This is a genomic window from Nostoc sp. NMS7 (assembly GCF_017115085.1).
Lineage (GTDB): Bacteria > Cyanobacteriota > Cyanobacteriia > Cyanobacteriales > Nostocaceae > Nostoc.
Map to the genome: position 1 here is coordinate 36,843 of NZ_JABXKJ010000185.1, position 21,641 is coordinate 58,483.

The following is a 21,641-nucleotide window of genomic DNA, read 5'->3' on the forward strand; positions in this document are numbered from 1 at the left end:
TAGTCATTAGTCCTTGGGAAATAATTAATGACCAATGACCAATGACCTCATTAACATTTTTCATACCCATTGGCAACTAAAGCTTGATTAATCTGATTTAAGAGGTCTTCCATTGATATCGATCGCGGTAATATTTGAGTAGCGATCGCACCAACAACAGTTTCTATCGATTCCAAAATATTCTTCTTCTGCTTGTCAATTTCCTTGTAAGCTACCCCAGTCTGAAAACTGGTTTTTGGGTGATTTAATCGCTGATTCAGTACCAAAATTGGTGGTAACTTTAAAGGCGAATCTCCCAATCTTTTCAGTGCTTTTAGTAGGTCTTTGTGGATAGCTGATTCTCCTAAACAAATTAGCAGTAAGTCAACGCTTTGGTGGCGAATTTGTTGTAACACTTCTGCCCAACAGGGACTCATCGCCGCTTTAAATCCTGCTGTTTGTAGATACTGAATTAAAGCTTGGAACCACTCAGAACCCCGTACAGCATCACTACTAATTAAGGAATTTTTTTCAGTCTGATAACCTTTAACTTGCTTACGTCTTACCTGGGGAAAATCACGCAGCATTGTCAAATCCACTACCAAGATGTTCGGAGGGCAGCAAATACCAGAGGCAATTTGCAGTACTGATAGTAAGGCATCTGTTTTCTCGGTGCGACTACTGTTGTCTTTAGCAAATGGTGTTAAGTAAGGAAATACAGATAATTCTGGTATTTTAGAAGCTATTAGGGTAGTTGCAACATCGCAAGTAACCAGTGGTATAGCCGCCAAACGTGGATGCCCAATTAGTTGTTGCAGATAAATTTGGGCAGTGGTACTTTCGACATCTAGCAAAATGACATCAAACTGCCATACCCGCGCCAAAAGTTCTGCCTGATCTAGATCATCTACTTCAATCACCCGATGTTCTCGAAGTGAGAGATGGGGATTCACCGATTCCAACTGGGGATTCACCAATCTGAGAATTCGCAGTGGAGTTTTAGTTGGGATAATTGCGCTGTTGGTTAATCCTAGCTGCAAAACGGCTTGTGTAGTACATAATTTTTCTAGAAGTGGTGCTAAAGCCTGATGCTCTACTGGCAAACTTAAGAAACCATCGGCTCGGTTAGCAAATGCTTGCTCCTTTTCTGCTCCCGTCGCGGTCACAATTACAGATATATGACGGGTCACGGTGTCAGATTTTAGTAAAGTCAGCACATCCCAGCCTGATAGCAGGGGTAGCAACGGATTCAAAAATATCGCTATTGGTTGCAAGCGCCGAGCTTTTTCAACTGCTTCTGTCCCCGATCGCGCAATCATTACGCGATATCCTAAACTTTTGAGTTGTTCAGTCAAGTCTTCAATATATCGGGCTACTGCCTCGACTACCAAGACTAACCCTTGCGAACTAACCGGATGATGCTGTGTGGAAGTAGACGATACTACGGGGTTTTGCCGTGTCTGTTGATGTCGTGTTTCTTCCTCTTCTCTGATTCCCATATCTGCTTCCGAAAAGCCTGTTTTGGGGGGACTGGGCGGCAGAAGTAGTGTAAACTGGCTACCTTTTCCTTCACGAGATAAGAAGCTGACATCTCCTCCGTGAAGACGAGCCAAGGCGCGAGTTAATACCAGCCCCAGACCGGTGCCTTCAAATTGGCGGGTGAGGGGATTTTCCAGTTGTTGAAATTTTTGAAAGATTAAGTGTTGCTGGTGTTCAGGAATGCCAATGCCTGTATCCCAAACGGTAAAGGCAATCCATCCTTCCCAACGACTCACCCGCAGCCCCATTTCCCCAGATATTTCGGTGAATTTAAAGGCGTTGGAAAGTAGGTGTACTAGCATCTGGCGTAAGCGCAATTCATCAGCCACCATCTGATCTAAGCCTAGTTCAATGGAAAGGCAGAATTGGGGAGCAGATAAACGGGCATTTTGAGTTGGCAAGGCAGATGTAGCTTTGGTAGTTTGAGTGTGGATGGCTTTAGCTTCCGATAGGGCGCGATCGCACACAGCCCGAATTTTCACCGGAGTTAGCGTCAAATCCATTTGTCCCGTCTCCATGCGGGTCAAATCTAAAATGTCATTAACCACACTCATCAGATGGCGTCCACTTTGATGAATCAGTCCCGCATAACGGGCTTGACGCTCGTTGAGTTCTCCCATCTGTTGATCCACAAGCAACCGCGATAATCCCAGAACGGCAGTTAGGGGAGTTTTGAGTTCATGACTAATACAAGCTAAAAACTCATCTTTCAACCGATTTAGTTGAATTAAATCGGCATTTTTTGCTGCCAGTTCTTTACAAAGCTGTTGCTGCTCAGTCACATCAGTAGCTAAAATTAACCACAAATCATTGCTGAGTGCAATCTCCTCTTCAGCACTCATGACTTTAAACTCAGGACTATCTAAGGGAATTTTGGCAAATTGCCAGATTTGCTCCTGACCATTTTGCACTTCGAGAACGCAGGTACAAGTCCCCACCTGACTATCCAAATAGCAGCGACTGTATACAGCCTGTGGTGATGCTTCTTGCTGAGTCGGTTCCTCTTCACCCTCAAGCTGATTCTCCCGATCATTGCGATGAACCTTGATTGCTCCTTGGGTGGTATATTCTGGTTTTTCGGAGGGTTTAGGAACAAGTATTGCCTCCACCTGTTCCCTAACTCCTTCTGGATCTTTCAAGGCTCCTAATTGCTGCCACCAGGCGGGATTTCGTGCTACCACCTCGCCATTACCCGTTTGCAACATCAAAGGCCAAGGCAGTCTTTCCAGCAAGTGTACTAGTGGCTTGTGTCCCAATGACTTGGGTTCATTTGGTGTCTGCACACTAGGATCATGTTCATGGCGATGCTCATCTGAATTTTGTAACCCAGCCATGCGTTCCTTAGCCAGCGATCGCAACAGGCGAGAACTATCCAGCAGTCCCAAATATCGACCATCAGAGTCAATCAACGCCCAATCTAAGGAGGAGTGTTTTTCGCCTTGAAGATAACCCAAACGCAAGCTTAATTGCTCTACACACTCAGAAGCTGATATTGTTTGTATTGGCTCAATTAGAGCTTGACCCCAAGTTGAGAGTGATTGGTGTAAATTTAGATTTTTATCGTCACTATCTGCTAATAATTTTGGGATTAAACGGGCAGAATACAGCAATCCGATCGGGCATTGCTGTTGATTCACTACTACCAAGCGATCGCACTGCTCCTGCTCAAAAATCTCCAACACCACTGCCAGAGAACTTGTTTGGGGGCAGCTAGGTACGGTTGCCTGAAAGTCATAAAGCGGGTAATGTAGCATTAACATAGGGCTTTGGGGGTCATTCTTCCTCTGGAAACCTCCGGCATTTCCATCTGCCAGTTGATGGTTTTTTCGCCTGAAGCCATATCCTCTCAGAAGACTCATCTAAGCAACTCTGGTTAGTTCAACGCCATTAAAACAACGGGATTTCCCCTCATGGACACGGGAATTGCAGACAAGTGCATTTTTCCAAAGAGGCGACGTTTCTGATTTCTCGCAACTAGCCTCCCCAATCTCTTACTGGTATTTAAACTCCTGATCGATAGCGACGGTTAAAACAATTATCACCCCAAAGATTCGCTTTAGAACCTTGAGGAATTATAATGATTTAGAATGCGACAAACCTTTAACTTCGTTTAAGTATTTTATCAATGAGCAAAATAAAAAAATCTATTTAGAAGATACAGAGATATGTAAATAATAAATTAGCTCCTGTGTGTTGCTATACCGACATCTACCTGATCATCAAAGACCTACTAAGTCCTCCAACTAAGTTGCTGAGTGGCTAGCACTATCTGCTAACACATAGTGTATTTTGGGGATAGAATCACCAGTTTACTGCACACCCAGCATTACCCTAGAAGCGTTTACCAAACTTATCAACCCACGTTTATTGGTCAGGGCGATCAAAGGGATATATTCAAAAATAGATGTTATTACCGATCTTGATTCTGCAACCTGATATTAACAAATGTTTAGATAATCGAGTTCACTTAGCCAACCAAAAAGGTTTGAGTGCCTGGGTGGGGAAATTGATTGACGCAATTATTGCCCAATTTTGCTATTTACCTGTTGCTGCAACTACCTGGGGAAAAATCAACTACTTACCAAATTGGCCGCGACAAAATCCCAGTAAGGCATACACTGGTAAATACATACAAATATTTGCCAGTCACACGCAAAAAAGCCAACAGCATTTTCAGGAGATGACTACACCAGAAAGGCAAAAATTATTAAAACAGCTTAAATCAGATTACAGCCTGATTCTTATATATTATTTTACCACAGACAAAACACTCCCAGAAAAAATTGATAAATTTATCAATACTATATTTTATGCTCATATTCCTGTGCCCCAAATCATCGAAATTCACATGGAGGTAATTGAAGAATTTTCTCGCCAGCTAAAATTAGAAGGAAGGAGCAATGAAACTTTACTTGATTACCGCCTAACATTGATAGATATCCTGGCTCACCTGTGCGAAGTCTATAGGAGTTCAACTTCTAAATAAATTAAATTTATCGATATTCAACTGGGAACAAGCTACTGCTGTTAGTGACTCCCAATCCGCGAAAAAATATTATATTTATCTGAGCATGACTAGCGATTAAGTAGATGAATAAAGTCAGAAAAACCTACGTTCTCAAGCTTTACGTAGCAGGGAACACCCCGAATTCAGTCCGGGCATTAAAAACACTCAAAAACATTTTAGAAGAGGAGTTTGAAGGTGTTTATGCTTTAAAAGTGATCGATGTCCTGAAAAACCCGCAACTCGCAGAAGAAGATAAAATATTGGCAACGCCAACATTATCTAAAATTTTGCCTCCACCCGTTCGCAAAATTATTGGGGATCTTTCAGATCGAGAAAGAGTATTGATTGGATTAGATTTGCTCTATGAAGAACTCAGTGAAGAAGATTTTGAAGAGTAGAATTTTAATCATCAAAAAATTGAGTCCAAACTTTAGTAATAAAAAAACTGGGTTTAATGCCCTTTTGTGATCAAGCAATGAGTGAAAACGAGCAACTAGAACCAAAGCAACCATCGAAAATTGGGGGTGTAGAAAAAATTCGGACAATGATCGAAGGATTTGACGATATTACTCATGGTGGTTTCCCAATTGGTAGAACTACCTTGATTAGTGGCACATCCGGCACAGGCAAAACTTTATTCTCTCTTCAGTTTCTCTATAACGGTATCACCTACTTTGATGAACCAGGAGTATTTGTTACCTTTGAAGAATCACCCACTGATATTATTAAAAATTCCTATATTTTTGGTTGGAACTTGCCACGCCTAATCGAAGAAGGCAAGTTGTTTATTCTTGATGCATCTCCAGATCCAGAAGGTCAAGATATTGTGGGGAATTTTGACCTTTCTGCACTGATTGAGCGCTTGCAATATGCCGTCCGCAAATACAAAGCTAAACGAGTTTCAATCGACTCAATAACAGCAGTATTTCAGCAGTATGAAGCGATGGGAGTAGTGCGACGCGAGATTTTTCGCCTAGTAGCACGTCTGAAACTACTAAGTGTCACCACTGTAATTACTACTGAACGTAGTGAAGAATATGGGCCGGTTGCCTCTTTCGGAGTAGAAGAATTTGTTTCCGATAATGTCGTAATTGTTCGCAACATTTTAGAAGGAGAACGCCGCCGTCGCACAATTGAAATCCTCAAATTGCGCGGCACAACTCACATGAAAGGTGAGTATCCTTTCACAATTACTACTCAAGGAGTTAACATCTTCCCACTGGGGGCAATGCGTTTAACTCAACGATCTTCTAATGTCAGAGTATCTTCTGGTGTCCAAACCTTAGATGAAATGTGCGGTGGTGGTTTCTTTAAAGATTCAATTATTTTGGTAACAGGAGCCACCGGTACTGGTAAAACCTTGTTAGTTAGTAAGTTTATTCAAGAGGGCTGCGTGAATGGAGAACAGGTAATATTATTTGCTTATGAAGAATCACGCGCCCAACTATCTCGTAATGCTTCCTCTTGGGGAATTGATTTTGAAGAATTAGAACATCAAGGTTTACTGAAAATAATCTGTACCTATCCCGAATCAACTGGTTTAGAAGACCACCTACAAATTATTAAATCAGAAATTGCTGCATTCAAACCAGCTCGCATCGCCATTGATTCGCTTTCAGCACTAGCGAGAGGAGTCAGCCATAATGCATTTCGGCAGTTTGTAATTGGTGTGACGGGTTATGCTAAACAAGAAGAAATTACTGGTTTCTTTACCAACACAACTGAGCAATTTCTGGGAGCGCATTTGATTACTGATTCCCATATTTCCACGATTACCGATACAATTCTGATGTTACAGTACGTAGAAATTCGCGGAGAAATGTCGCGCGTAATTAACGTCTTCAAAATGAGAGGCTCTTGGCATGACAAGGGCATTCGTGAGTATAATATTACTGCTGATGGTCCCGATATTAAAGATTCTTTCCGAAACTACGAACGGATTATCAGCGGTGCTCCTACTCGCGTTAATATCGATGAAAAGGCGGAACTTTCTCGCATTGTTAGACGTTTTGAAGACAAACAGAGTTCCGAACCCTAAATTTAGTGTCGTAGTATATTCTTTCCTAAGTTTAGTATCGTGCTATATTCTGTGGTGAAGAAAGGTTTTCTGCCGCTAGAGTGATTTTCGTGTGAGGGGATGCGGTGAAAGGACAGCAATTATTTTATAGCTTCTTACCTGGTTTGACAGCAGCAGTCTTAACAACTGGGCCCGCCTGGGCTGATACTGTGAAACTAACAGGGGTACAACTGGCGTCTTCTCCTAGTGTTTTGACTTCTACTTCTGGTCAAGACTTGGCTGTGGACACCATGAATAGGCAACTGCCTAATAGTGCAGATGTTAGTGTTCCAATCCTAGTACCTGCTTTTGGTTTTACTAAACTTAGTCTGAAGCCTTTAAGGAATAACAGTATCCCAGTGTTAATCACTGGAACTACTGGTGTACCCATAGAACAAGTTATTAAGAAAGATAAAGGTAGATTTTTCAGTTTGATACCTACCTCTAATCCTTCCCAACAGCCTGATGTCAGCCGTTCTGCTCAAAATGATCAAAAAAACAGTAATTCAGACCCGAATGGGCAGAAATTAAAGAGCGTAGTAGTTCCTAACTACACTTCAAAACCTCATTCTGTCCAAAAACAAATTTTGTCGCTGTCTTCTTTACAGCCGCCAGTGGTTCAACAGGTAAATGCTGTTAATCAGTTGCAGACATTTTTACAAGCTTCAACTACAGGTGCAGGAGCTGCAAAACTGTTGTCAGCGCAGAGGTGTCCACAGGAGTTGGGGAAAAGCAAAACTGACTCCTCGGCTTCTTTGCTACTAGTATCAAGCACCTGTTTAGGACAAAATGGGTCTGGGGAACTTTTAGCTCAGAGTAATACTCCTGCACCGTCAGGTTCGGTGCAACCTCAAATTGTTCCAGGAAACTTAACTCCTGCACCGGCAGGTTCGGTGCAACCTCAGAATGTGCCAGGAAATGTCATTCCTTCATCGGTAGGTTCGGTGCAAGTTCCAGAGAACCTCACTCCCAATGCAAATCCCCTGCAATTTCCCAGCAAGCCAGAGGAAGTAAGACTTCAGGGAAATCAGGCGATTACTTTGGCACAGGCTCTAGAGCTAGCACGGCGGAACAATCACGATCTACAAGTGTCGATATTGCAGCTAGAACGTAGTCGCGCTTCTGTCCGCGAGGCACAAGCTGCCTTGCTTCCGACTCTTGGTCTTAGTGGTGATATCACTCGCAGTCAGTCTGCTTCTGGTCAGCTTGAGGACAAATTATACCAACAGGAAGGTTTAGTCTCTCCTAACGCAGGCGCACCTAATACAGCTTTCAACGGATCTGCACAACTGACATATAACCTTTATACTTCTGGGAATCGGGAAGCTACCATCAGACAGGCAGAGGAACAGGAGCGCTCCGATCAACTGGCTGTAGAAACTCAGTTTGAGACAATCCGTTTGAATGTTGCCACTGACTACTACAATCTGCAACAAGCGGATGAACAAGTACGTATTTCCCAGTCGGCTGTGCAGAACTCCGAAGCTAGTTTGCGTGATGCACAAGCTTTAGAGCGAGCTGGGGTTGGTACGCGGTTTGATGTGTTGCGATCGCAGGTGAATTTAGCAAATTCCCAACAAAACCTGATTAATGCTATCTCCCAGCAGCAAGTTGCCCGTCGTCAGTTGGCTACTCGCATAAGTTTGTCGCAGTCAGTGAATATCAGCGCAGCTGACCCTGTAGAATTAGCTGGTCTTTGGAACCAGTCACTAGAACAAACTATTGTCCTGGCTTTTCAAAACCGTTCGGAACTGCAACAGCAGTTGGCGCAACGTAACATTGGCGAACAACAGCGACGGCAAGCACTTTCATCACTAGGCCCTCAAGTTAGTTTGGTAGCCAGCTATAGCCTACTAGATCAGTTCAATGATAATATCAGCGTCACTGATGGTTATGCGGTAGGAGTCAGGGCAAGCCTAAATTTATATGATGGGGGAGCAGCAGTAGCAAGGGCAGATCAGGCAAAAGCTAATATTGCGATCGCCGAAACTCAATTTGCCGAACAGCGCAACCAAATTCGCTTTCAGGTAGAACAAGCCTATTCTAGCCAGCAATCTAGTTTGACCAATGTTCAAACCGCTAATACTGGTTTAGAAGAGGCTAGGGAAGCTCTACGTTTAGCGCGTTTGCGATTCCAAGCTGGTGTAGGTACTCAAACTGATGTAATTAACTCTGAAAATGACCTCACAACAGCTGAAGGTAATCGGGTAACAGCAATTTTGAATTACAACCGTGCTTTAGCTCAGTTACAACGGTCTGTTACCCTCAGAGCGCTACGCTAGTAAGCTAATGTACTTTTAATTTGCATAACTAGAGCGAGCTTTCCAGCCTACCCCACAAGAGTTTTACTTCTAGGTAATATGCAAGTTAAATGTCCAATAGCTTACTGCTGACTTATTTCCTAATTAAAAATTCAAAAAGCCTCATTGAAAAATGAGGCTTTTTGGTGAAATTAGGTACGTTTGCCCTGTCCCAATTCCCAATCCCTATTATCTGCTTTGGCTACGAGTTTTAAACCACTGTTCTGCTTTATCCAAACTATAGAATAGTTCGCAATCGCAACCAAATAAACGCTACCTTGACTGAAAATTCTGTTCCTCCTTTGAAATTCAAAGTAGATGTTCGATAACCGTTAGCTGGGTTTTGTAAAAACTCCACATAGGATTTCAGCCCGTCTTTAAAGGTATTGACATTATCAGAGACAACAATTCCGCCAATTCTAATTAGCGGATTGATTATTTTGAGTACATCTAAAGCTAAGTGTGTCCAGCCGTCAATCAAGACCAAATCAACTGTTTGATTGAAGGTTTTTAGTGTCTCTAGCGCATCCCCTTCACGAATATCAACATAAGTTTCCAACCCTGCTTCTGTAATGTTTTTTCTGGCTTGCACAACTTTGTCATGCACAATTTCAGTGCCGACAACAATACCGCCGCCATTGTCCCTGACAGCAGTAGCGAGATAAATAGTGGAAATTCCAAATGATATGCCACGGTTCAGAACCATAAACAGGATTAAAAATATTAATCGTATCCGAGCCACCAAAGTTAGTCTTGCCGCTCTCGTCACTATTATTAAGGTCAATCTCACCGTAGAGAATAGAAGCAGGGTCTTTGAGAACTTCAACACGCTCCAAATTGGAAAGTTCTGGAAACCCCTGACTTCCGTATACCCTGAAGCCATCTCGCAACACCGGAACACTACCTGAATATGCCTGTGCTCCAAACCCTCGCAAACTAAATCTAATACCTCGATTGTCATTATTTCCCGCGAATGTGACACCACTTACATTCCGAAGTGCTTCATCCAAGCGAGTGACTTGCTGATCTTTAATCACCTGTTGGGGAATCACTAGATCAGACGCCAGTTGCTATCCTGCGAAAACGCGATCCGTCTAAGGCAGTGGCTGACTGATTTTAGACAAAACTAAACAATAACTGAAAAGAATGATTTTTAGGTAGGGGCAATACATGTAGCTTTAGCTGACCGCAGGGTATTGCCCCTACCGCGTTTAGTTTTGCGTAAGTCCTATTAGGGACTTCCAAATAAAAAAGCATCCGAAATTTTCTTGTGGGATGGGTGTCCTCACCCGTCCTATATTCAGGGTGGGCAGGATGCCCACGCCACAAGATGGAGAATTTATTTGTTGGAAGTCCCTTAGAAACCTTATTTACATAAGGCTTTAATCACTCTCTGGGTTTCAAAATTTGTGAAATCGAACTACAGATAAACACTGAAACTTACCCGGATTTATCCGTACTTTTTTAGCATATTCTAAGTGATTAAACGTGTATATCCTCTTCTACACACACAAAGAATGTAACAATAAATATATTTAAATTTTAGTTCGGAAATTGCTTGTGGAATAAGCTTTACAGAAACTTTATCCTTAGAGATATCGAGTATAAAACGATATTGGGAAGCATAATATATAACCTGATCAGGGTTGGGTTCCATGAGAGCTAATTCCACTGGATTATGAATCAAAAATACTCTTTTGTCAGGATAGCTCGGAACTAATTTGCCAACTATCGAACAGAATTTATGAAGCTCAATCACAATCTCTACCTGTACTCATTCCTCGCTAATTTCAGATGGCTCAAGAAAAGTTACACCGCTAAAATCATGTTGGTGGCATTTTTGGGCACTCATGTACCACTTCTGACCTTACTCTTGAGTTTCGTGATCTCAAACTCCTATTCCTTGGAGATGACGATCCGAGTTATGAGCATTGCTCTGTTGGCGACGTTAGCGGGTACGGCCGCCACCCTCTACGCGCTAAACCACCTGCTCAAACCGGTTATTTTGACATCTGCTGCATTACAAAATTATCTGAACACCAAAATCCTACCTGAATTGCCCACAGAATTTGCTGATGAAGCGGGTACATTAATGGCGGATACCTCACAAACGCTTCACAAATTAGATCAGTTAATTCACTACATTACTAATTATGATGATCTAACTGGATTGCCCAATCGTGATTTATTCCGCGATCGCCTCCATGAAACTCTATCTCAACCTGAAAACAACCAGCGTCTTGTAGCTGTCTTTTTGCTGGCTATTGATGATTTCACTGCTATAAGTCATGGGTTAGAGCATCAGACAACAGATTTGTTGTTAAGAGCAGTTGCCCAGAGGTTATCAACCTGCATAGCGCAAACAGATATTCTTGCCCATTTGAGTAAAGATGAATTTGTCCTTGCCCGCATAGACATTGTTTCTTTTGAAAGTGTGATTCAGCTATCTCAGCTGCTGTTAAGTAAGCTGAGAAAACCTTTTTCTTTAGAGGGTAACTCGATTCATATCACCGTCAGCATCGGCATCACAATTAATGGACTAGATGATCGTAATAGCGTAGCTCAACTCTTGCAACAGGCTCACATGGCACTGCACCAGGCGAAGCAGCAAGGGCGTAACCAATACCAATACTATTTGCCCGAAATTAATGCTCAGTTGCAGGAGCGACTAAGTTTAGAAAATCAATTACATGGGGCGCTTGAGCGCAACGAAATGCTGGTTTATTATCAACCTCTGATTGATTTACACAGTGGACAACTTACAGCGATGGAAGCGTTGGTTCGCTGGCAGCATCCTACTTTAGGTTTGATTTCTCCAGCAAAGTTTATTCCCATTGCCGAAGCCAATGGTTTAATCGTACCAATTGATCAATGGGTCTTGCGAACTGCTTGTGCCCAAAACCGTGCTTGGCAGCTTGCTGGATTTACCCCAATTCGGATATCTGTAAATCTGTCAGCTCGACAGTTTGAACAACCGAATCTGGTTGAGATCGTCAGCCAAATCCTTGAGGAAACTGGACTCAAAGCATCTTACCTGGAACTTGAAGTGACAGAAAGCTTCTTGATGGGTGATATTGAGCGATCAGTTAAAACCTTAAAACAATTACGAGAACTGGGTATATGGTTGGCTCTAGACGACTTCGGCACCGGTTATTCCTCCCTTAATTACTTGAAGCGCTTTCCTGTAAACATGCTCAAGATTGATCGGTCATTTATCCAGGATGTGATGTCAAATCCTGATAGCGCCGCTATCACCGATGCGATCATTGCCCTCGCAAAAAGCCTCCGATTAAAAATCACGGCAGAGGGTGTGGAAACCCAAGAACAGCTTGAGTATCTGCAAATGCGTGGATGTGACGAAGGTCAGGGTTTCTACTTCAGTCGTCCTGTACCTGCTGATATAATTGCCCCAATGTTGGAGAAGAGTTTTCAGCATCTGGAGATAATTGCAGCATAGGTGGATGCCTAATACTATTGACCGGAAAAAGGCAGATACGTTGGTAGGGGCACAGCAATGTTCTCTACGAAAAATCTATATGTATCAGGGTTTGTGTGAGATGGTATTACTCACCGCAGCAGCCAATAACCGCACCTTGACGGACGGACACCACTACCGTTATCAAGATTAAAACCTCTTAACATTTCGTTACACTAAAGACATCGAGAAGGACGAAAGCAAACCTCTCGAAGCTGAAATCAAAGGTGAACGACATGAATGGCACAATTGGCGTTGGTAATCTCTTCGGAATTCCCTTCTATATCCATCCGTCGTGGTTTTTAGTTCTGGGCTTAGTAACTTGGAGCTATAGCAGTGGACTGGCGGCGCAATTTCCCCAATTGTCTGCGGGATTAGCTTTGCTACTAGGGCTGATGACAGCACTGATGTTATTTGCCTCTGTCGTCGCCCATGAATTAGGCCACAGCTTTGTTGCGATTCGTCAGGGTATTGATGTCAAATCGATCACACTGTTTATATTTGGCGGTTTGGCTAGCTTAGAAAAAGAGTCGAAAACCCCAGGTGAAGCTTTCTGGGTAGCGATCGCCGGGCCAATAGTTAGTTTACTACTCTGCGGTATCTTTACAGCTATTGGTGTTACTACTGCCGCATCAGGGCCGTTAGCTGCAATTCTTGGTGTTCTAGCTTCTGTTAACTTGGCATTAGCGCTGTTTAACCTGATTCCTGGCTTGCCCTTAGATGGCGGAAATATACTGAAAGCCATAGTTTGGAAAATTACAGGTAATCCTTATAAAGGTGTCACCTTTGCGAGTCGAGTTGGGCAAATCTTTGGTTGGGTAGCAATTCTTTCTGGTATAGTTCCCCTACTATTATTTGGCAGCTTCGGTAACTTCTGGAACTTGTTAGTAGGTTTCTTCTTGTTACAAAATGCTGGTAATGCAGCTCAATTTGCCAGAGTGCAAGAAAAGCTCACAGGTTTGACAGCCGAAGATGGTGTAACTCACGATAGCCCGATTGTATCTGCTAATCTTAGCTTGAGAGAGTTTGCCGATGAGCGAGTCATAAGTGGGCAAAACTGGCATCGGTTCTTAGTGACTGATGATCATGGACAATTAGTAGGTGCGATCGCAGTTGATAATTTACGAACCATCCCGACAGCACTGTGGTCAGAAACTCCAATCAAAGAAGTTATGCGACCACTTACCGAATCTACCACAGTCCAATCCGATCAACCTCTGCTGGAAGTCATGCAGTTACTCGAACAACAAAAGCTGTCTGTCCTCCCCGTAATTCGTGAGAATGGCGTCCTAGTTGGAATCTTAGAAAAAGCTGCAATTATCCAGCTACTTCAAAGCCGAACCCAACCTAACCCTGCATAGTTCAATTAGGAGAACCAACTGCCAATACAAGTCTTTGTTGACGCAATTTACGGTTTATCCAATAGCCTAAAGAAATCTCACCCTGTCCTGACGGACAGGGTGAGGTTTTTGTTTTGGGTAATTAGATGAATTGTGTGTACACCGTAGACAAGGGAAGTCATTCATATCTCAAATCGACATTTCAGGCTACAGTCAATAATCGTTGCCAAGTTAATTCTTTTGTAGTCTCATCCCAATGCCAGCGTAATAAATTAGCGGGTTGGCTGTTGGCAATTCCTGGTAAACCAATCGCTTGTCTAGGTGCATTAGTAGCTAAAGCGATCGCACTTTCTACCTCACAAATTCCCCATTTTACTAAATTCTGCACTCCCACCAACAACGGTAAAGTCGTCCCCGACAAGGTGCCATCCGCCAATTGTGCCGTACCGTTTTTAACTTCAATTTGCCGACTATCCCAAGGATACACGCCATCGGGTAGCCCCAAAGGTGCAAGGGCATCGCTGACAAGAAACAGCCCTTTTTCTTGATAGCTAGCCCGAAGTAAAATTTGCAGCATTCTGGGCGAAACGTGTTTACCATCAGCAATAAAACCACACATTACATCAGGATGAGTAATTGCTGTCCCTAATAATCCTGGTTCGCGGTGATGTAATGCTGGCATGGCGTTGAAAGCATGAGTTACCATCGTTGCACCGAGTTCAAAGGCACGTTGCGCTTGGGCAGCTGTTGCTTGAGAATGCCCTAAACTGACAATAATCCCCAGAGAACGCAAATATGGAATTACTTCACCAGTGAAATCTAACTCTGGTGCTAAGGTGATGACTTTCACAACATGAGCATAATTACCCAAAACCCGCTTTACCTCGTCAATTGTTAAGGGTAACAGATACTCTGCTGGGTGTGCGCCGCGCTTTTGGAAATTCAAAAATGGGCCTTCTAGATGTACTCCGAGAATCTTGGCACCGGCTTGTTGAGTGGGGATAATATCAGCAATAATCGCAAGCGATCGCTGAATATTTTCGACTGAAGTTGTCACAAGTGTCGGTAAAAATCCATCTACCCCGACATCCCACAAAAATTGCCTTATTTTCTGGAGTATATGAGCATTTTCAGCCGTCAAATCAGGAAATGCCAAACCCAATGCCCCGTTAATTTGCAAATCAACGCCACCTAGAGAAATCCAGTCACCTGCTACATCTATTACGGATGAGCGATTGTGCGCCCCTACTGTACCCATTGGCAAGATTTGCTCAATTATGCCCTGTTGATTAATCAAGAGCATCTGCAAATCTTTGTACCCTGGTACTCTAGCATTGATAATGGCTACAGGATTTTGTATTGCTTGGGTCATCACACTGGCGAGAAGATAGCTAAATCTGATTTTATATGCAACCAATATCAATGAATCAATATAAAGCAACGCCAATAGATGAGATGATGATCGGCATTACACAGCTTTCATATCTAGCTCAAACAATTTTGAATTTTGTTAGCGTAGCGTTAGCGAGTCCGCGTACTCCTGCGGAGGACAAGCTACGCGCAGCGTCTCGTAGAGAGCGTCATTTGGAATTTTGAATTATTATGACTCCCCTAGTTGGTATTATTATGGGCAGCGATTCTGATTTGCCCACCATGAAAGATGCGATCGCAGTTTGTGAAGAATTTGGGGTTGAGAGCGAAGTAGCGATCGTTTCTGCTCATCGTACCCCAGAACGTATGGTGCAATATGCTCAATTTGCACACCAACGTGGTATTAAGGTGATTATTGCTGGTGCGGGTGGTGCTGCCCATCTGCCTGGAATGGTAGCGTCTTTAACTCCACTTCCTGTGATCGGTGTTCCTGTACCTACTCGTAACTTACAAGGTGTTGATTCATTGTATTCTATTTTACAAATGCCTGTGGGTATTCCGGTGGCAACAGTGGCGATCGGTAATGCCAAAAATGCTGGGCTTTTAGCAGTACAAATCCTCGCAACTCAGCAACCAGAATTACTAGAAAAAGTGCAACAATATCGCCAAACTCTATCTGAATCAGTAATTGCAAAGCAAGCAAAACTAGAACAATTAGGCTATGAGCAATATTTACAGCAAATGTTTTAAATTTATTTAAACACCAGAGTAGGGGAGCAGCAAGTCTTTCCCCAATGCCCAATACTTCTCTACGAGAGGCTGCGCCAACGACAACGCTACTTCGACATCGCTCAGTACAAGTCAGTACAAGTGCCCAATACCCAATGCCCCATAACAAATGACTAACCAAACGATTCGCGTAGTTGCCCGTTTTATTGCTTTGTCTAACAAAGTAGAAGAACTAAAAGCTGTACTGTTGGAACTGATTGAGCCAACCCGTCAGGAAGCAGGTGCGATCGAGTATGAACTTTTGCAAAACCAGTACGATCCAACAGACTTTACTTTTGTAGAGGAGTGGACTTCTGATGAAGCCTTGAATACTCATCTAGACTCACCGCATATCCAAGCGTTGGCAGCCAAACTCGAAGGTTTAGTGACTGCTGCACCAGATGTCGGCCGATACCATCTTTTGGCATAGTGTCATAATCTGATTCAATTTGCTTTGCCTTAGCTTCTACTAACTGACGATTCTCTGGATTATTTGCCATTTCCAGAGTTAGATATTTTTGCTTCCCATTGTAAAGCTGACGTGCTAAATATAGTCTGAGTCTTTCTTGAAATGATTCGACACCGACTGAACCTTTAGATACTTTATCCTAAATCAAAGGGTTAAAATCCCCATCTGAAAATGTTTTGAATTTTGAATTTTGAATTGTTAAGTTCTACCTTCATTACCATATTCTCCATTGAGTATGGAAATCCTCTGCTCTACTATCGTCATAGTCAATTCATAGTCAAAGTCAAGTTAAAAAATCTAAAAACCACCACTAGTTTTGCTCCCGTTAGTAGGGGTGGTTTTCTTGAATCCTTGATATATCAAGGCTTTTCAGCTATTTAAAGTATGCCAGGAACCGGACTTGAACCGGTGACACGAGGATTTTCAGTCCTCTGCTCTACCAACTGAGCTATCCCGGCTGGGGCTTTTGTGAGCCACGATTACTAAATGTAGCAAACTTCAAAGAATATAGCAAGACCTTGGAGAAAAATATTTATGCGACCTTCAACCTCAACTTGAACCAGATGAAAACGGCTACAAATATCAGAAACTGCACAAGAACAATACTTGGGCCAGAAGCAAAGTTGAAAATACCTGACACAATGATGCCAGCAATGCTGCTGATGGAACCAACAATCACCGACATGACTAGAAAGCGGCTAAAGTGGTGACTCATCAGTTTGGCGGTGGAGGCGGGAATAACCAAAAAGGCGTTCACCAGTAAAACGCCGACAGCTTTAATTGCCACAGCAACGGCGAGTGAAAGCAAGACCACAAACACATAGCGGTACAATTGGACGGGAACGCCTTGAACTTGCGCTACATCGGGGTTAAGGGTCAATAAAATTTGCTGCCGCAGGGTTGATAGTAAAAATATGCTACCTCCCACAAGTACTAACAGCGTCAAAATCAAATCTGTAGTATCGATCGCTAGAATATCCCCGAACAGCACCGCCATCAAGTTGCCACGATATCCTTTAATCAGGCTAGTGAGAATCACACCGATCGCTAATGCCCCAGATAGCACTATGCTAAGTACGCTATCGCTAGCTAAGTCGGTTTTGTCAATAAAGTAGAGGACAATAACCCCAAAAACCAAGGTAAAAGGTAACAGCATCCAAGTAGGATTTATTTGTAGCAGCACACCTAACGCCACACCTACTAATGCTGCATGACCAACCGCATGGCTGAAAAAGGATAACTGGCGCAAGGTGACAAAACTGCCCAACATACCGCCAAGTATTCCCATTAACACAGCACCTACGATCGCACGCTGCATAAAGGGGAATTCTAACAACTGTAGCAAATCATTACTACTGGCGATCGCAAGCCAAACTATCTGACAATCATTGAATAAATTCATACTTATGGGCATTAATGTTGGTGCTGGTAGCGGCTGAAACCTGGGCCATAGGTTGCTAACAGGTTTTGCGGTGAAAGGGCAATTTCCGGCTTCCCAGTACAAACAATGCTTTGATTCAGGCAAAGCACGCGATCGCAATGGCGATTTACCATATCAATATCATGAGAAACTTGCAATACCGTCCAACCCTCTTCCCGCTTCAATTCATTTAGCAAAGCATAAAAATCTGCTGTCCCTTGCACATCAACACCAGCAAAGGCTTCATCTAGTACCAACAGTTTCCGAGGCATTACTAAACAATAAGCCAATAAAACTCGCTTGAGTTGACCACCGCTAAGAGTACCAATAGTTTGATGCTGTAAATGATAAGCATCGGTTCGCCGTAAAGCTTCTGTTACTGCTGCCGATTTTTCTCGGTCTTGTCTCCACAACCCGAAGAAAAATGAATCCTTTCTTTTCCTTTCATTAGTCCATCCCAGTCCCACTAATTCCCTAACAGAAATGGGAAAGCTGCGGTCAAAAATAAAGTTTTGCGGCATATAGCCTAACAGGTGACGTAAACACCCCAGCCTTGCAATTGGACGACCCAATATTTCAATCGTACCAGCACTTCGAGGTATCAAATCTAAAACCGCTTTTACCAGAGTACTTTTACCAGCGCCATTGGGGCCGACGATGGCTGTATCTGTTCCTGGCAACAATTCAAAGGAAACATCTCGAACAGCTAGATAGCTGCCTTGATAGACAGTTAATCCTTCTACTTTCAAAATATTATTAGTCATTGGTCATTGGTTATTGGTGATTAGTCATTGGGCACTTGTACTGAGCGTTCGTGTAGCGTCTCGTAGAGAAGCCGTTGGCGCAGCCTCTCGTCGAGAAGTATTTGTCATTGGTCATTTGCAAAGGACAAAGGACAACTGACAAACCTATTTACACGCTGTTTGCAGAGTTTGTAAATTAGCTTTCATCGCCTGAAAATAATGTTGCGGATCTGTTTCGCCAGTTTCCAGAGAATCCAGAGGACGCAAAGTTAATTTCAAGTCTTTGGAGAGGCTGACCAGCAGTTTATTATCTACTCCTGGTTCACTAAATAAAGCTTTAACTTTGTACTTTTTCACGGCATTGACTGCATTTTGCACATCCGTTGGTGAAAGTTGATCTTCGGGAATTTGCACCACAGCAACTTGCTTGAGGTTATAGCGTTTAGCTAAATATGGAAAGGCATCATGAAAAGTAATAAAGGTACAACTAGGAGTTTTCTGCAAAGTCTGGTGAAATTCACTGTTTAAACTTTCTAATTCTTTAATATAAGCCGCAGCATTGACCTGATAAGTAGCTTTATTCGCGGGGTCAGCAGCAATTAATCCATTCCGAATATTAGTTACCTGTTGTTTCGCCAAAACTGGATCTAACCAAACGTGCGGATTACCTTGAGTATGTTCGTGGTCTTTTTCCTCTTGCGTCGTTTTCACAACAGGTGAAATTTCATTTAAGGGTTTAATGCCTTTACTAGCATCAATTTCAGTTAATTTGGAATTTTGGGCATTTTTGACAGTATTTTCCAGAAATACCTCCAAACCTAACCCATTTTTGACTAACACATTCGCAGTGGCGATCGCTTTGACATTTTCTGGTGTCGCTTGGTATTCATGTACTTCCGTACCAGGTCGCACTAGAATTTCTACATCTGCCACATTTCCAGCCACTGCCTTAGTAAACAAATATATCGGTAAAAATGTCGTCACTACTTTAGTTTTTCCCGGCTGCAACCGTGGGGTAGATGCAGCTTCCTGTGCTTGCGGCGACTGTTCGGAAGTTTTTCCCTGATTCCGATTCGATTGACTACAGCCAGTAGCCATTGACAACATTAGCAAAGCAACTATGGGCAAGATGCCGCTTCCTTGTCTGCTTGTTCTAAGTCCTCTGCAATTCACAATCACGGTGTTTTCTCCTCAAAACGGATGCAAGTCTACCTCTGTCACAATTTCTATTCGGCATTTTACACTATAATAATTCTCATTCTCATTCTAGACATATAATATCATTCTGGGTTTGCTGTGTAATGAGTAACAACAAAACTTTTTCAGACGGTACAGCTCTCTGAAATTTAGTTTTCCCTGAATAATTAGGATTTATTGACTTTTTTTGTGAAAAAGTTTCCTAACTTCTGATAAAATTACTGACAAATATTCTTAGAAAGCACACGTTTAAAAAAACGTGGTTTGGGTGTGAATTGGAGATTCGGTGTGAGGAAAAAAATGCAAAAATTCTGTAAATATCTGCTATTTAGTCCAGCAGTCTGCGGTGTAATGCTATTTGTGAATACTGCTGCATTTGCAGGTGAAACATCCAGCACGTCTGAAATCAATCAACCGCAAGTTTTAGCTAATCCAGACACAAAAGCTACGAACATAGTGCCAAATCAGACAATGGCGCAAGTTACCTCCGTGTCTCAATTTTCCGACGTACAACCCACCGACTGGGCATTCCAAGCATTGCAGTCCTTAGTTGAGCGCTATGGCTGTATTGCAGGATACCCAAATAGCACTTATCGGGGTAATCGGGCATTAACGCGATATGAGTTTGCTGCTGGTTTGAATGCTTGTCTTAACCGCGTTAACGAACTAATTGCTACAGCCACTGGCGATTTAGTTAAAAAAGAAGATTTAGCCACATTGCAAAAGCTGCGAGAAGACTTTTCAGCCGAACTGGCGACACTCCGAGGTCGTGTAGACTCAGTAGAAACACACACTGCTGAATTGGAAGCACATCAGTTTTCGACCACAACCAAGCTGAATGGGGAAGTGGTAATGGCGATCGCCAGTGTCATTAGTGGAAATACAGTTAATGGTCAAAAAGTCAACCAAAATACCGTCCTTGCAGATCGGGTGCGTCTGAACCTCGACACCAGTTTCACAGGTCAAGATTTACTCAGAACGCGACTTCAGGCAACAAACCTAGATCCCTTTTCTCAGACTGCTACCTTTACACCAGAAGGTGATCTCCGATTTGCTGGTGGTAACAACAATAATGCAGTTGTGATAGATGCGCTGTTATATCAGTTCCCTCTTGGTAAGAAAACAGGCGTCACCCTGGAAGCAAATGCAGGTGCAATTGATGATTTCACCAACACAGTCAACCCATACCTAGATGGGGACGGTGGTACTGGTGCCGTTTCCCATTTTGGGACTCGCAACCCAATTTATTATCTAGTCAATGGTACTGGTATAGGAATAAAACACGAGTTCAGTGATAACCTGGAACTAAGCTTGGGGTATTTAGCGAATGATGCTGCTAACCCTCAGCTAGGCTCTGGACTATTCAACGGTGCTTATGGTGCAATGGCGCAGTTAACTGTTAAGCCTAGCAACCAAATTACCTTTGGTTTGACCTACATTAACGCCTACAAAAATACTTTTTTTGCCAATGGTAGTGGTGGTAGCAATAACGCTAATGACAACATATTGCAGAATGCTTCTAGTAACTCCTACGGTATAGAAGCATCCTTTCAACCTAGCTCAAAATTCGTGATTGGCGGTTGGGCTGGCTTGACGAAAGCTCGCGTCCTTTCAGTGACTCCTGGTGATGCTGAAATCTGGAACTATGCCGTCACATTGGCTTTCCCGGATCTTGGTAAAAAAGGTAACATTGCAGGCATTATCGTGGGTATGGAACCTAAAGTTACTAGTGTGAGCAGTTCTCTCAGCAATGCAGGTATTAACAAAGATCCAGACACTTCATATCACATTGAAGGTTTCTATCAATATCAACTGAGTGACAATATCAGCATTACCCCAGGAGTTATCTGGCTAACAGCGCCAGATCATAACAATCAAAACGACGATATCGTAATTGGTACAGTGAGAACGACATTCACTTTCTAATTTTCCCAATCTTACCTAAAGACGCAAATTTATTCTTTGTGTCTTCACCTT

Annotated in this window: 18 protein-coding genes and 1 tRNA gene; 11 read left to right on the plus strand and 8 right to left on the minus strand. The window is 42.8% G+C overall.

Going from position 1 to position 21,641, the window contains the following annotated elements:
• Positions 1-50: 50 nt before the first annotated feature.
• Complete coding sequence (locus HWQ38_RS20475) at positions 51-3,278, minus strand: ATP-binding protein (protein ID WP_292797192.1); 3,228 nt, start codon at positions 3,276-3,278, stop codon at positions 51-53.
• A 644-nt stretch (positions 3,279-3,922) separates the two neighbouring features.
• Here HWQ38_RS20475 and HWQ38_RS20480 point away from each other — a divergent pair.
• From HWQ38_RS20480 to HWQ38_RS20495, 4 genes are all read left to right on the plus strand, one after another.
• Positions 3,923-4,504 (plus strand): KaiA family protein, encoded by a 582-nt coding sequence (locus tag HWQ38_RS20480; RefSeq protein ID WP_292797074.1) that lies wholly within the window; start codon positions 3,923-3,925, stop codon positions 4,502-4,504.
• 104 nt (positions 4,505-4,608) lie between these two features.
• Positions 4,609-4,923: a circadian clock protein KaiB gene (kaiB, locus tag HWQ38_RS20485; RefSeq protein WP_292797077.1), complete on the plus strand. Its 315-nt coding sequence runs from the start codon at positions 4,609-4,611 to the stop codon at positions 4,921-4,923.
• 77 nt (positions 4,924-5,000) lie between these two features.
• Complete coding sequence (gene kaiC / locus HWQ38_RS20490; RefSeq protein ID WP_292797079.1) at positions 5,001-6,563, plus strand: circadian clock protein KaiC; 1,563 nt, start codon at positions 5,001-5,003, stop codon at positions 6,561-6,563.
• A gap of 104 nt (positions 6,564-6,667) precedes the next feature.
• Entirely contained in the window at positions 6,668-8,863 is a 2,196-nt protein-coding gene (locus HWQ38_RS20495) for a TolC family protein (protein ID WP_292797081.1), read from the plus strand.
• 256 nt (positions 8,864-9,119) lie between these two features.
• Here the strand turns inward: HWQ38_RS20495 and HWQ38_RS20500 are convergent, their stop codons facing one another.
• Entirely contained in the window at positions 9,120-9,587 is a 468-nt protein-coding gene (locus HWQ38_RS20500) for a class I SAM-dependent methyltransferase (protein WP_292797083.1), read from the minus strand.
• Positions 9,493-9,933 carry a Plug domain-containing protein gene (locus HWQ38_RS20505; protein WP_292797085.1) on the minus strand — a complete coding sequence of 147 codons (441 nt, stop codon included), beginning with the start codon at positions 9,931-9,933 and terminating at the stop codon, positions 9,493-9,495. The genes HWQ38_RS20500 and HWQ38_RS20505 overlap by 95 nt, the downstream gene beginning before the upstream one ends.
• Before the next feature lie 692 nt (positions 9,934-10,625).
• Here HWQ38_RS20505 and HWQ38_RS20510 point away from each other — a divergent pair.
• The 3 genes from HWQ38_RS20510 to HWQ38_RS20520 all read left to right on the plus strand — a co-directional run bounded on the left by HWQ38_RS20510 (position 10,626) and on the right by HWQ38_RS20520 (position 13,717).
• Positions 10,626-12,338 (plus strand): bifunctional diguanylate cyclase/phosphodiesterase, encoded by a 1,713-nt coding sequence (locus HWQ38_RS20510; RefSeq protein WP_292797087.1) that lies wholly within the window; start codon positions 10,626-10,628, stop codon positions 12,336-12,338.
• Positions 12,339-12,342: 4 nt separating this feature from the next.
• On the plus strand, positions 12,343-12,510 hold the full coding sequence (locus HWQ38_RS20515) for a hypothetical protein (protein WP_292797090.1): 168 nt from the start codon (positions 12,343-12,345) through the stop codon (positions 12,508-12,510).
• A gap of 82 nt (positions 12,511-12,592) precedes the next feature.
• A complete protein-coding gene (locus tag HWQ38_RS20520) occupies positions 12,593-13,717 on the plus strand; it encodes a site-2 protease family protein (protein WP_292797092.1) in 1,125 nt (374 codons plus the stop codon).
• A 181-nt stretch (positions 13,718-13,898) separates the two neighbouring features.
• Here the strand turns inward: HWQ38_RS20520 and nagA are convergent, their stop codons facing one another.
• Positions 13,899-15,068: an N-acetylglucosamine-6-phosphate deacetylase gene (gene nagA, locus HWQ38_RS20525; RefSeq protein ID WP_292797194.1), complete on the minus strand. Its 1,170-nt coding sequence runs from the start codon at positions 15,066-15,068 to the stop codon at positions 13,899-13,901.
• Positions 15,069-15,118: 50 nt separating this feature from the next.
• On the opposite strand from nagA, the gene HWQ38_RS20530 reads away from it, so the two are divergent.
• From HWQ38_RS20530 to HWQ38_RS20540, 3 genes are all read left to right on the plus strand, one after another.
• Positions 15,119-15,292, plus strand: a complete 174-nt coding sequence (locus HWQ38_RS20530; RefSeq protein WP_292797095.1) for a hypothetical protein — start codon at positions 15,119-15,121, stop codon at positions 15,290-15,292.
• A gap of 6 nt (positions 15,293-15,298) precedes the next feature.
• Positions 15,299-15,817 (plus strand): 5-(carboxyamino)imidazole ribonucleotide mutase, encoded by a 519-nt coding sequence (gene purE / locus HWQ38_RS20535; protein WP_292797097.1) that lies wholly within the window; start codon positions 15,299-15,301, stop codon positions 15,815-15,817.
• A gap of 148 nt (positions 15,818-15,965) precedes the next feature.
• Positions 15,966-16,265, plus strand: coding sequence for a putative quinol monooxygenase (locus HWQ38_RS20540; RefSeq protein WP_292797099.1), 300 nt, complete (start codon positions 15,966-15,968; stop codon positions 16,263-16,265).
• Positions 16,266-16,689: 424 nt separating this feature from the next.
• Here the strand turns inward: HWQ38_RS20540 and HWQ38_RS20545 are convergent.
• The 4 genes from HWQ38_RS20545 to HWQ38_RS20560 all read right to left on the minus strand — a co-directional run bounded on the left by HWQ38_RS20545 (position 16,690) and on the right by HWQ38_RS20560 (position 19,574).
• Positions 16,690-16,762 (minus strand) — tRNA-Phe (locus tag HWQ38_RS20545).
• Between the two features lie 74 nt (positions 16,763-16,836).
• On the minus strand, positions 16,837-17,706 hold the full coding sequence (locus tag HWQ38_RS20550; protein WP_292797196.1) for a metal ABC transporter permease: 870 nt from the start codon (positions 17,704-17,706) through the stop codon (positions 16,837-16,839).
• Between the two features lie 11 nt (positions 17,707-17,717).
• A complete protein-coding gene (locus HWQ38_RS20555) occupies positions 17,718-18,488 on the minus strand; it encodes an ABC transporter ATP-binding protein (RefSeq protein ID WP_292797101.1) in 771 nt (256 codons plus the stop codon).
• 144 nt (positions 18,489-18,632) lie between these two features.
• Positions 18,633-19,574: a metal ABC transporter substrate-binding protein gene (locus HWQ38_RS20560; protein ID WP_292797199.1), complete on the minus strand. Its 942-nt coding sequence runs from the start codon at positions 19,572-19,574 to the stop codon at positions 18,633-18,635.
• Positions 19,575-19,964: 390 nt separating this feature from the next.
• Here HWQ38_RS20560 and HWQ38_RS20565 point away from each other — a divergent pair, with 390 nt between their 5' ends.
• Positions 19,965-21,590: an iron uptake porin gene (locus HWQ38_RS20565; protein ID WP_292797104.1), complete on the plus strand. Its 1,626-nt coding sequence runs from the start codon at positions 19,965-19,967 to the stop codon at positions 21,588-21,590.
• Positions 21,591-21,641 lie beyond the last annotated feature (51 nt).